The sequence below is a fragment of the uncultured Dechloromonas sp. genome, assembly GCF_945957265.1.
GTDB lineage: Bacteria > Pseudomonadota > Gammaproteobacteria > Burkholderiales > Rhodocyclaceae > Azonexus.
Genome location: NZ_CAMFKO010000015.1, coordinates 64723 through 76310 on the forward strand (window position 1 = coordinate 64723; position 11588 = coordinate 76310).

Below are 11588 nucleotides of genomic sequence, written 5' to 3' on the forward strand. Positions count from 1 at the left end.
CCCTCTTGGGTGCAGGAAAGAAAGATCAGTCGCCGCCGCGCAGGTTCTGCACCTGGAACAATCCCGGCGGATTCTTCTTGGGATCGACCTGGCCCTTGAACTGGCCGGTGGTGCAATGCTTCGACTGCAGGTCGACCATCGAGAAGGCATCGTCGATGCCGATGCCGGCGCCCTTGTTGACCGGCAGGTGGGAGTCGGCGTGCGACTTGCCGACCATGAACACCTTCCACAGCTCGCCCTTGCGGTCGTAGATCTCGTTGGCGCCGTTGAGGTTGCCGAGCTGGGCATCCATGTAGAAGACGCGCTTGCTGACCGGGTGGTTGGTATTGACCGGCGCGGCTTCGAGCACATAGACCTTGCGCAGCTGCCAGGTGCCTTCGTGGAAGCACTTGCCCTGGCCGGCGAAATCGACGTACTTGTAGCCGTCGGCCTCGGCCGGCATGTCGGCGGCCAGCTTCAGCTCGTTGTGGTTCCACATCGGCAGCAGCACGTTCTTCGTCCCCTTGTAGGTCCACTTCATGTCGGAGACGCGGCCGTTGTAGCCCTCGAAGTCCTCGATCATCAGGTCGGAGCCGAGGAAGGAATCGGTCACCTGACCCTGCGCCAGGCGGCGGACGCGACGCTGGAAGCCGAGGTAGAGATAGGCGTCGTCGAGCTTGGCGTCGTCCTCGAAACGCTGGATCAGCAGCTGGGTGTTCTTCAGATCCTGCGGCTCATGCGCCTTGACGTAGATGGCGCGGAAGATGCCGGACGGGTTGGGGGTGATTTCCGGCACCGGCGCATCCTTGGTGCGGTGCATGAAGTTCAGGAAGTGGAAGTCGTACTTGATGGTCTTTTCCACCTGCCCGGTCTGCATGTTCTTGTACTTCCAGAAGAACGGCGAAATGATCGCGCCGTCGCCCCAGTTCACGCCGTACTTGTAGTTCCAGGCCAGCTTCTCGCCGGCGCGCGGGTCCTTGACGTCCGGCTCTTCCGGGAAGGGACGGCCGGCAACGTAGCCGGCCAGGTTGTCGCCCGGCTTGGCGCCCAATTTGGCCTTGCCGAGATTGGCCTTGGTGGCGTCGATGTAGGCCTTGGAAATGGCGAACTGGGTGGTCGCCCCCACCCTCATTTCGAACAGGCCTTCCTTGATCAGCTTGTAGACGCCGGCGCCCAGCACGTCCTTGAACTGGTCGGCATTGGCCTTGTTGATGACGGTGCCCGCCGTCAGCCCGGCAAAGCTCGGCATGCCGGCCTTGTAGGGGTTGAACGAGTTGTCGACGTCGGCTTCGCTCGAGGCCTGGGCCAGGCCCATCGTGCCGGCCGCCAGCAACGGCACCATGGCGATCAAATGCTTTTTCATACTATGTCTCCTCTGTTGGCTCAGAACTTGTAATTAACACGCAGGAAAATGTCGTTTTCCTTGAAGGCGGCACCGATCGGGCCGGCGCGGAAGCGGCCGAGCGGCTCCATGCCGCCAAAGCCGCGGGAATACGCCGTGGTCGGGTTGCCATCGCCGCTCGGCGCGGTGAAGGGCGCGAACGGGTTGCAGGCGCGGCAGTCGTCGAACTTCCAGTGATCGCGGCCGTCGGCCAGCTTGTAGTTGGCGCCGATGGTGATCTTCAGGTCGTTGGTGTAGTTCCACTCCACCTGCGGCGCGACGGCCGTGGCCTGGGCCCGGAAGTCATGCGCGAAGATGATCTGCGGGCTGACCGTGCCGTTCTTCAGGAAGCCCTTGATCAGCAGGGTGCCGATGAAGTTGTTTTCCCAGTCCGGCATGCCGACCGGGCCGTACTGCTCCTGCTTCCACTCGTGATTGAAGATGTGCTGGTAGAACAGCTGGGCCGAGATCAGCGTCGCCGAGGTTTCGCTGATGAAGGGGATGAAGGTCGGGCGGTCGACGCCGATCACGGCGCGGAACACGTCGTTCTTCGAGTACAGCTGCTCGCGCATGGTGTTGGCGAATTCCTCGCCCTGCGTATAGGCCGCTTCCATGCGTACCGCCGCACCCGCCGCCGGGATCTGGAAGTCCATCGAGCCGCCGACCAGGTTGACGCGGGGGAACTCCATGTCGAAGGAGATCAGGTAGGGCCAGGCGTTCTGGTACTGCCCGGTAAACGAGTTCGTCGCGCGCTTGCCGCCGTGCAGCGAGGGCAGTTGCGAACGATAGGTCAGCGCGTTCAGCGAGAAGGACAGGCCGCCCATGGTCACGCCTTCGTACTTGGCGCCGAGCTGGGTGTTGGACAGGCTCCACTCCGGCAGATGCACGTCCTTCAGGCCGATCTGGCCGGGGCCGAAGTTGGTCGCCAGCAGGGTGCCCGGCGCGACGTTGGCGAAGTTGGCCACCGTGCCGCCGTTGTCCCACAGGTTGGCCATGCCGCGGAAGAAGCAGCCGGCGTCGAGGATGACGTTCGGCGTGCCGCACTGGCCCAGGTTGTTGGGACGGAACTTGTCGAAGTTCCAGACGATCTGGAAGTTGCGGTCCTGCATCCAGTCGCTGGCGCCCATGCGGTATTCGGCCTGGGCGATCCACATCGGGATGCGGATGTCGGACAGCTCGTCGTAGATGTTGTTGCGCGAGAAATCGACCGGGTTGATCACGTCGAGCACGCGGAACAGGTCGGTGCGCCCCCACACCACCTGCTGCTTGCCGACCTTGACGAACAGTTCCTTGCCGTCGCCGAGGCTGAACGACTTCTTGGCATACAGCTCGCGGATGAAGTCGAGACGGTCGTTGAACTCGGGCATTTCCAGCTCGGACAGCGTCTTGTTGCCGTAGCCGCCGAAATCGCGGCAGCCGCGGCTATCGACGTCGCAGGGGCGGACCGGCACGGCGAAGCCGACCCCGCCGTTGGTGCCGTGCCAGCGATCGCCCAGGATGCGCAGGCCGCTATTCGGATTGTTGGCGCCGTAGGAATCGACAAAGGCGTTGCCGGCCGCGCCGGGGTAACCCAGACCGGCGACCAGCGTATGCGTCACCGGGCCGGCTCCCCAGGGGCTGTTGACCACACCGCCCGGTGTCGTCGACTGCGTCGTGATCGAACCGCCGGCATCGTTGCCGTATTCCTTGCTGTTCATGCGATACACGCCGTCCCAGCTGCCGCGCAGGATGCCGTGGATGCCCCAGCCGTTGCCGGCGCGCTTGTCGAACTCGGCCTGCATGGTGTTGCGGAACTTGGCCAGGCCGGTGTGCTCGCGCTTGACCGTGTGGTTCTCGTAGGTCAGGTCGACCTGCCAGGGCGAGGAGTCCTCGCCCAGCGACGGAAGTTCGCTGCCCCACGCCTGCGTCGCGCAAGTGGCAGTCAGCGCCGCCGCCAGCAGCGACAGGCGCCTTCCAGTTTTCAAGGATGTCTCCATGGATTTGATCCCCCAATGGTTGTTAAGTTGCATGGTGCTGTTCCCCTCCGGTTGGTCCGGAATGTTGTTAATCGTTTTCCAGCACCCCGTCCTCGTCGTAGTGGATGGCGGTCACAAACTTCGGCTTGAAGACCACGCACCACGACGGCACGATCAGCACGGCGGCGATCGCATTGACGATGAGCATGAAAGAAAGGAGGACGGCGGCATCCGACTGGAAGCGCAGGTCGGACATGAAGATCCACATCACGACGCCGGCGATCAGCGTGGCGGCGGTGAAGCTGACCGCCGAGCCGGTGGTGGCCACCGCCTCGATGACCGCCCGCTTGATGTCGCGCAGCTTGGCGAACTCCTCGCGGATGCGGTCCATGAAATACACCGCGTAGTCGATGCCGACACCGACGCCGACGGCGATGACCGGCACGGTGTTCACGTTGATGCCGATGTTGAGCGCGCCCATGTAGGCGTAGGTCATCAGCGTCGAGAACAGCATGGGCAGGATCATCAGCCAGCCGGCGTGCAGCGAGCTGTAATAGACCATGACGATGACGAAGGCGAGCAGCATGACCGCCGGGATGATGATCAGGTGGTCGGTGTGCAGCGCCTGGTTGCCGGCGGCCGTGACGCCGATGATGCCGCCGCCCAGCTCGATGTGCAGGCCGGGCACCTCCTTCTCGATCTGCCTGATGCCCTCCTCGGCCAGCGCGACGACGCGGTTGATGGTGTCGGCCTGGTGATCCTTGTAGTAGAACACCATGTCGGCCTCGTCCTCGTCGGGCGTGACGAACTCCTTGAGGGCGCCGGGAATCGGGCTGGAGGCCATGTAGGCGAACATCAGGCCGCCGATTTCGTCGGCCGTGTCGGGCAGCTGCATCCAGCGCGGGTCGTCGTTGTGGGTCAGCTTGTTGACCACCCGCACGACGCCCGGCATGGCCTTGGTGCCGCCCAGTTGCGGGTCGGACAGCATGTGCGCCTGGAAGCGCTCGATGGCGGCCATGACTTCCGGACGCTTGATGCCGCCCTTGTCGTCGGTGCGGGCCACGACGTGCAGTTCCTCGGAGCCGGGGAAGCGCGTGTTGATCGCCTTGGTCGAGATGTTGTAGTCGTGGTCGCGATGGAGCAGCGGCGAGCCGGGCTCGGATTCGCCGAGCTGCACCTTGCCGACCAGGTAGCTGCCGCCGATGGCGCCGATCAGCGTCAGGATCAGGATCGAACGGGCGCCGCCCTCGGTGCCGCCGGTCAGCGCCATGGCCTTGCCGAGGACGTTGCGCATCCATTCGTTGCCGTTCTCGTGCTTCTTCGGGGCCGGCAGCACGGTGAGGGCCAGCGGCACCATGAAGTGCACCGTGAAGATCACCGAGAACCCCCAGAAACCGGCGGCGATACCCAGCTTGTGGTTGAACGGCGCGGCGCCGAGCACCAGCACGGCAATGCCGACGGCGTCGACGATGATGGCCAGCGAACCCGGGCGGAACAGCGCATCCAGCGCATTGCGCGCCGCCTTCTTGCCGTCATGGACGATGGCCAGTTCCTCGTAATAGCGCACCACCAGCTGCACGCCGTGCGAGGTGGCGCGCGCCGCGATCAGGAAGGGAATGGGCAGCGACAGCGGTTCCAGGTTGATGCCCATGACCGCCATGAAGCCGAGGCCCCAGATCGACGACAGCGCGATGCCGAGCAGCGGCAGCGCGATGCCGTAGAAGCGGCGGAAATAGACGATGAGCAGCGTCGCCAGCAGGGCCAGCGTCCAGGCCATGATCTCGACGATCTGGTTGAGGTAGGTATAGACCCAGCCGGTGAGCACCGGATTGCCGGTGACGTGGATCTGGTGCCCCGGCTTGGCCAGCGCCTTGCGCACTTCCTGCAGCGCGGCGAAGGTGGCCGGGTAGTCGATGTCGCCTTCGTTCAGTTGCGCCTTGATCAGTGCCGCCTTCATGTCCGGCGAGACGAGCAGGCCGTAGATGGTCGGGTTGGCGATGACGTCCTTTTTCAGCTGCTCCAGCTCGGCGACGGTGCGCGTCGGCTTGAGCGGATCGTAGTAGGACTCCGAGGCGAAGCCGCCCTGGTCGTCGAGGAAGACCTTGCGTGCCGTGCGGTGGGTCAGGCTGCTGACCAGGTTGTGGTTGACGCCGGGCAGGTTGTCGATGCCCTGCGTCGCCTCGTGGATCAGCTTCAGCGTGTCGTCGTTGAAGATCGTGCCCTGCTCGACCTCGACCGACATGACCAGCATGTTGGCGCCGCCGAAATTCTCCTTCAGGCGGTTGTAGACCTTGATGTAGCCGTGGTTCTGCGGCAGCAGGTCGGAAAAGTCGGTAAACACCCGCAGCCTGGGCAGCGCCATGCCGAACAGCAGCGTCACGGCAAGGACCAGCGAGAGGACGATCTTGGGATTGCGGAAAATCCACTCCTCGCCCTGGTGCAGGCGGTGGGTAATGGAATGACGGAGTTTGCTAACCATGTTCTTGTCTGCTCCCGGGTCTATTTGTTGTTCGCCGTGCCGACGGTGCGCAGCAGGCCGCCGGGGCCGCCGATGACGATGGCCGCCTGGCCGGGCAGGGAAGCGCCGCCGCCGAGGAACATCGGCAGCGGATCGGGATAGGGGACGTTGCGCCAGCTGTCGCCTTCGAGGCGGGCGACGATGCCGCCGTTGCCGACGCCGTAGGGCACGCCGTCGTGCATGAACAGGCGGTTCAGCGAAGCCTGCGTGGCATTGGCCTGTTTGTGCCAGGTCTGGCCGCCGTCGCGGGTATGCAGCATCTGACCGGCGATGCCGCTCACCCAGCCGTCGCGGGCATCGCGGAACAGCGCGGCATAGGGGTAGAAGTCGCCGGGCATCTTCGGCCCCTTCTTCCAGGTCGCCCCGCCGTCGTCGGACATGACGGTGATGCCGAACTCGCCCAGCGCCACGGCCCGCTTGTCGTCGATGAACTGGAGGGTGGTGATCTGGGTGTCCTCGCCGAGATCGGTGACCTGCCAGGTCTTGCCCCGGTCGGCGCTGCCGGCGATCACCGCGTTGGTGCCGGCCACCCACCAGCCGCCCTGCGGGCTGCAGGCGACGGCCAGCGGCGTGCGCGGCTGCTCGAGCTTGACCGACTGCCAGACCTTGCCCTCGGCATCGGCCGACCACAGCTTGTGGTAATGGTCGATGGCGACGAAACTCCGGTCGGCGCAGACGGCAATATCGATCAACGACGTTTGCCCCAGCGCCTGGCGTTTCCAGGTCGCGCCCTGGTCGGCCGAGACCAGCACGACGCCGCTTTGCGTGCCGACCACGATCACCTTGTCGTTGGCCGCAATCGCCTGGCTGATGTCGTAGCGCTTCAGCGAACGCTCGCGTTCCGACGCGATGCCCGACATGTCCGGCGCCTGCGTGCAGGCCGCCAGCAACAGGCCGGTCATCGCCAGGCCCAGCGGCCATTGTCGTGCGGCAGAAATCCGCCCCATAAAACCTCCTCCGTACCGGGCGGCCGTTGTTGCGGCACACCCTCGATTTGCTCCGCTTCCGCTTCTTCCGGGATTTACTTTCTTCCCGTGAATTGCGAAAAATCTCGATATTTATATTTGGCACGACAAGGGCCGTCATCGGCCCATACCGCCCAATATCATTCAGTCACTTTTCCGCTACCCGCCTGGCGGGTCGAGGCCTGCGCCCCGCCCGCCGCGACAGGCCGCTAGCGCCCCAGCTCCTTGGCGGTCTTGCCGCCGATGCCCCATTGCGCCTTGGGCACGTCCTGTATCCACACCCGGGTGTTTTCCAGCGGCGCGCCCAGCGCCTCCGCCATGGCGGCGCTGACCTTCTCGATGAGCAGTTTCTTCTGCTCGTCGCTGCGGCCTTCGATCAGGTAGATTTGTGCGAACGGCATGGCGCTCTCCTCAGGCGAACTTGATGCTGACGCTACCCAGCGACTGGATGCGCAGATTGACGTGGTCGCCGGCCGCGACGGCAACCGCTTCGGTCACCCCGCCGGAGAGGATCATGGTGCCGGCCGGAATCTCTTCGCCGCGGGCGCCGAGGTGGTTGGCCAGCATGGCGATGGCCGCCGCCGGATGGCCGAGCACGGCCGCCCCGGCGCCAATGGCGACCGCTTCGCCGTTCTTCTCCATGACCACGCCCAGCGTGCGCAGGTCGAGACCGGCCAGCGGCACCGCCATGCCGCCCAGCGCATAGCGCGACGACGAGCAGTTGTCGGCGATCACGCTCTTCAGGTCGAACTTGAAGTCGCGGTAGCGCGAGTCGATGACCTCGATACCCGGCATCACGAAATCGGTCGCCGCGAGCACCGCGCCGACATGGCAACCCGGCCCCCTGAGCGGCTTGTTGAGCACGAAGGCAATTTCCGGCTCGACCTTGGGGTGGATCAGTTCAGCAATCTTCACCTCGCCGCCGTCCGGCACGGTGAAGGTGTCGACCAGGAAACCGAAGCACGGCGTCTCGACGCCCATCTGCTTCATCTTGGCGCGCGAGGTCAGGCCGCACTTCAGGCCGACGACGCGGTTGCCGCGCGCCAGCTTGCGGCGCAGGATCTCGTTCTGGATGGCGTAGGCGTCGTCCCAGTCCATGTCGGGATGGGCATCGGTGATCTTGACGACGTCGTGCGCCTTCAGCTCGGCGTTTTCGAGCAGTTCGGCGAGGCCGGCGATGGTGTTCTGGTTCAGCTTCATGCGATCAATCCCCGTTCGCGCGCCATGGTGATGGCGGTATCCTCGATCATGTCCTCCTGGCCGCCGACCATGCCGCGACGGCCCAGCTCGACCAGGATCTCCCGGGCCGGCACGCCGTACTTCTGGCTGGCCCGCTTGGCGAAGAGCAGGAAGGAGCCATAGACCCCGGCATAGCCCAGGGTCAGCGCATCACGGTCGATACGGATCGGGAAGTCCATGATCGGCACCACAAGGTCTTCGGCGACATCGGTGATCTTCGCCACATCGACCCCGGTCTCGATGCCCATCAGGGAGCACACGGCGATCAGCACTTCCATCGGCGTGTTGCCGGCCCCGGCGCCCAGTCCGGCCGCCGCCGCGTCGATGCGGTTGGCGCCGACCTCGATGGCGGCGATGGAGTTGGCGACGCCCATGGCCAGGTTGTGGTGGCCGTGGAAGCCGAGTTCGGTTTCCGGCTTCAGCGCGTCGCGCACGGCGCCGAGGCGCGCCTTGACCGTCTCCGGCAGCAGGTGGCCGGCCGAGTCGGTGACGTAGATGCAGTTGGCGCCGTAGCCTTCCATCAGCTTGGCCTGCCGGACCAGGCCTTCCGGGCTGTTCATGTGAGCCATCATCAGGAAGCCGACGGTGTCCATGTCCAGTTTGCGAGCCATGCTGATGTGCTGCTCGGAGACATCGGCCTCGGTACAGTGGGTGGCGACGCGGATGGTGTTCACGCCCAGTTCGCGCGCCATCTTCAGGTGATCGACGGTGCCGATGCCGGGCAGCAGCAGAGCCGATACCTTGGCGTTCTTCATTTTCGGGATCACGGCGCCGAGGTATTCCTCGTCGGTATGGGCCGGGAAGCCGTAGTTGACGGAGGAACCGCCCAGGCCGTCGCCATGGGTGACTTCGATCAGCGGAATGCCGGCGGCGTCGAGGCCGGTGGCGATGCTGACCATCTGCTCCAGCGTCATCAGGTGGCGCTTGGGGTGCATGCCGTCACGCAGGGTCATGTCGTGGACGGTGATTTTCTTGCCTTTGAGGGTCATCTCTTTTTCTCCTTAGGCGACGACAGGCTCGAGCTTGAGCGTGCCCTTGATCATTTCTTCGGCGAACATCTCGGCGGTGCGCGCGCCGGCGGCGGTCATGATGTCGAGGTTGCCGGCGTAGGTGGGCAGGAAGTCGCCGAGGCCGGTGACTTCCATGTAGACGGAGACGCGGTTGCCGTCGAACACCGGGCCATTGACCAGGCGGTAGCCGGGGACGTATTTCTGGACTTCCTTGATCATGGCGTGGATGGAGTCGGTGATCGCGGCTTGATCCGGGGCGCTTTCGGTCAGGCAGTGCACGGTGTCGCGCATGACGAGCGGGGGTTCGGCCGGGTTGATGATGATGATGGCCTTGCCCTTCTTGGCGCCGCCGACCTTCTCGACGGCACCGGCGGTGGTCCGGGTGAATTCGTCGATGTTCTTGCGGGTGCCGGGGCCGGCGGATTTACTCGACACGGTGGCGACGATTTCGCCGTAGGCGACCGGCTGGACGCGGGAGACGGCGGCGACCATGGGGATGGTGGCCTGGCCGCCGCAGGTGACCATGTTGACGTTCATTTCACGTTTGCCGACGTGTTCCTTGAGATTGACCGGCGGCACGCAGTAGGGGCCGATGGCGGCGGGCGTCAGGTCGATCATCAGCACGCCCAGCGCATTGAGCTTGCGGGTGTTCTCGGCATGGACGTAGGCCGAGGTGGCGTCGAAGGCGATCTGGATTTCGTCCTTGAGAACGTGGGGCAGGAAGCCGTCCACGCCGGTCGAACAGGTCTTCAGGCCCATCTCGGCGGCCCGCTTGAGGCCTTCCGATTCGGGGTCGATGCCGATCATCCACACCGGTTCGAGGAAGGGGCTGCGCTTGAGTTTGTACAGCAGGTCGGTGCCGATGTTGCCGGGACCGATCAGCGCGCATTTGATTTTCTGGGTCATGGAATTTTCCTTGAAGGGATATTCAACAAATGGTGGAAACGATGCCGCCCTCGACGCGCAGCGCGGCGCCGGTGGTCGCGGCAGCGCGGGCGCTGCAGACGTAGGCGACCAGCGCGGCAACCTCGGACGGATCGATCATGCGTTTGATAATTGAGGTCGGCCGGGCTTCGGCGAAGAAGCGGCGCTCCATGTCGTCGAGGCCGATGCCGGACTCGGCGGCCAGCTTGGCGAAGAACCCGGCGACGCCTTCCGAGCGGGTCGGGCCGGGGAGCACGGCATTGACCGTGACGCCGGTGCCGGCGCAGCTCTGGGCCAGGCCGCGCGACACGGCGAGCTGGGCCGACTTGGTCATGCCGTAATGCACCATCTCGCCCGGCGTGTTGATGCCGGACTCGCTGGAGATGAACACGATGCGCCCCCAGTTCGCCGCCTGCATGGCCGGCAGGTAGTGGCGCGCCAGGCGCACGCCGCTCATCACGTTGGTGTCGAAGAAGCGCTGCCAGTCGTCGTCGGCAATGGCCGCGAACGGCTGCGGCTCGAAGATGCCGAGGTTGTTGACCAGGATGTCGGCCCGCGGACAGGCGTCGAACAAAGCCCGGCACCCGGCGGCGGTCGACAGGTCGGCCGCCACGCCGCTGACCCGGGCGCCGCCGACCAGCGAACGCAGGCGGGCGACGGCGGCATCGACACCGGCCTGGCGGCGGCCGTTGATGACCACGCTGGCGTCTTCGCGGGCCAGTTCGCTGGCGATGGCGAAGCCGATGCCGGCGGTGGAACCGCTGACGACAGCCGTCTTGCCGGAAATCTGGAGGTCCATGTCGGGTAATCGCCTAGACGAAGCGCACCGAGCAGCCGCCGATGCCGCCGATGCTTACGCGCAGGTTGTCGCCCTTGACCACCGGGACCATCGCCCCCATCGCGCCGGACAGCACGATGTCGCCGGCCTTCAGGGCGATGCCCAGCTGGCCCAGCGTGTTGGCCAGCCAGACCATGGCGTTGACCGGGTGGCCCATGGTCGCGGCGCCGGCGCCGGTGACGACGATTTCGCCGTTCTTCTCGAGCACCATGCCGCACAGGCCGAGGTCGACCTTGCCGATATCGACCAGCTGGTCGCCGAGCACGAATACGCCGCAGGATGCGTTGTCGGCGACGGTGTCCTGTATCTTGATCTTCCAGTCGGTGATGCGCGAATCGACGATCTCGAAACAGGCCATGACGCCTTCGGTGGCGGCCAGCACATCGGCCGCCGTGACGCCCGGGCCTTGGAGATCCTTCTTGAGCAGGAAGGCGATTTCGCCCTCGGCTTTCGGCTGGATCAGCGTCGCCATGTCGATCGACTCGCCTTCGTTGTACACCATGCCGTCGAGCAGGTAGCCGAAGTCCGGCTGATGCACGCCGAGCATGTTCATGACCGCCTTGCTGGTGACGCCGATCTTCTTGCCGATGACCTTCTCGCCCTTTTCCAGGCGGCGCAGAAGCATCTGCTGCTGGATGTGATACGCATCCTCGATGCTGATGTCGAAGCCGCGCGAGGTCAGCGGGCTGACCGTCCGGCCGGCGACCAGCGCCTCGTACAGCTCGTCGCCCAGTTGCAGGATTTGTGCTTTTTCCATCGCGATATTTCCTCTGGTGTTT

10 protein-coding genes are annotated in these 11588 nt (G+C 64.9%); all 10 read right to left on the reverse strand.

What is annotated here, in order from left to right:
- Positions 1-25 precede the first annotated feature (25 nt).
- The 10 genes from Q0P59_RS10035 to dmpE all read right to left on the reverse strand — a co-directional run bounded on the left by Q0P59_RS10035 (position 26) and on the right by dmpE (position 11566).
- On the reverse strand, positions 26-1342 hold the full coding sequence (locus Q0P59_RS10035; protein ID WP_295006210.1) for a DUF1329 domain-containing protein: 1317 nt from the start codon (positions 1340-1342) through the stop codon (positions 26-28).
- Between the two features lie 20 nt (positions 1343-1362).
- The gene (locus Q0P59_RS10040) at positions 1363-3324 is read right to left on the reverse strand and encodes a DUF1302 family protein (RefSeq protein WP_295006212.1); all 1962 of its coding nucleotides are present in this window, start codon (positions 3322-3324) and stop codon (positions 1363-1365) included.
- 79 nt (positions 3325-3403) lie between these two features.
- Positions 3404-5794 (reverse strand): MMPL family transporter, encoded by a 2391-nt coding sequence (locus tag Q0P59_RS10045; RefSeq protein WP_295006214.1) that lies wholly within the window; start codon positions 5792-5794, stop codon positions 3404-3406.
- Between the two features lie 20 nt (positions 5795-5814).
- The gene (locus Q0P59_RS10050) at positions 5815-6780 is read right to left on the reverse strand and encodes a YCF48-related protein (protein ID WP_295006216.1); all 966 of its coding nucleotides are present in this window, start codon (positions 6778-6780) and stop codon (positions 5815-5817) included.
- A gap of 227 nt (positions 6781-7007) precedes the next feature.
- Positions 7008-7199, reverse strand: a complete 192-nt coding sequence (locus Q0P59_RS10055; protein WP_295006218.1) for a 2-hydroxymuconate tautomerase — start codon at positions 7197-7199, stop codon at positions 7008-7010.
- Positions 7200-7209: 10 nt separating this feature from the next.
- Positions 7210-7998: a 2-oxo-3-hexenedioate decarboxylase gene (gene dmpH, locus Q0P59_RS10060; RefSeq protein ID WP_295006220.1), complete on the reverse strand. Its 789-nt coding sequence runs from the start codon at positions 7996-7998 to the stop codon at positions 7210-7212.
- Complete coding sequence (gene dmpG, locus Q0P59_RS10065) at positions 7995-9026, reverse strand: 4-hydroxy-2-oxovalerate aldolase (RefSeq protein WP_295006223.1); 1032 nt, start codon at positions 9024-9026, stop codon at positions 7995-7997. The genes dmpH and dmpG overlap by 4 nt, the downstream gene beginning before the upstream one ends.
- A 12-nt stretch (positions 9027-9038) precedes the next feature.
- Positions 9039-9953, reverse strand: a complete 915-nt coding sequence (locus Q0P59_RS10070; protein WP_295006225.1) for an acetaldehyde dehydrogenase (acetylating) — start codon at positions 9951-9953, stop codon at positions 9039-9041.
- Positions 9954-9975: 22 nt separating this feature from the next.
- Positions 9976-10770 carry an SDR family oxidoreductase gene (locus tag Q0P59_RS10075; protein ID WP_295006227.1) on the reverse strand — a complete coding sequence of 265 codons (795 nt, stop codon included), beginning with the start codon at positions 10768-10770 and terminating at the stop codon, positions 9976-9978.
- Between the two features lie 13 nt (positions 10771-10783).
- A complete protein-coding gene (dmpE, locus tag Q0P59_RS10080; protein WP_295006229.1) occupies positions 10784-11566 on the reverse strand; it encodes a 2-oxopent-4-enoate hydratase in 783 nt (260 codons plus the stop codon).
- Positions 11567-11588: the final 22 nt, after the last annotated feature.

Excerpts from the sequence above, each read along its gene's own strand:
- Q0P59_RS10050 (WP_295006216.1), bottom strand. The coding sequence starts at position 6,780 with ATGGGGCGGATTTCTGCCGCACGACAATGGCCGCTGGGCCTGGCGATG.
- Q0P59_RS10075 (WP_295006227.1), bottom strand. The coding sequence starts at position 10,770 with ATGGACCTCCAGATTTCCGGCAAGACGGCTGTCGTCAGCGGTTCCACC.
- Q0P59_RS10045 (WP_295006214.1), bottom strand. The coding sequence starts at position 5,794 with ATGGTTAGCAAACTCCGTCATTCCATTACCCACCGCCTGCACCAGGGC.
- Q0P59_RS10070 (WP_295006225.1), bottom strand. The coding sequence starts at position 9,953 with ATGACCCAGAAAATCAAATGCGCGCTGATCGGTCCCGGCAACATCGGC.
- dmpG (WP_295006223.1), bottom strand. The coding sequence starts at position 9,026 with ATGACCCTCAAAGGCAAGAAAATCACCGTCCACGACATGACCCTGCGT.
- Q0P59_RS10035 (WP_295006210.1), bottom strand. The coding sequence starts at position 1,342 with ATGAAAAAGCATTTGATCGCCATGGTGCCGTTGCTGGCGGCCGGCACG.
- dmpH (WP_295006220.1), bottom strand. The coding sequence starts at position 7,998 with ATGAAGCTGAACCAGAACACCATCGCCGGCCTCGCCGAACTGCTCGAA.
- dmpE (WP_295006229.1), bottom strand. The coding sequence starts at position 11,566 with ATGGAAAAAGCACAAATCCTGCAACTGGGCGACGAGCTGTACGAGGCG.
- Q0P59_RS10055 (WP_295006218.1), bottom strand. The coding sequence starts at position 7,199 with ATGCCGTTCGCACAAATCTACCTGATCGAAGGCCGCAGCGACGAGCAG.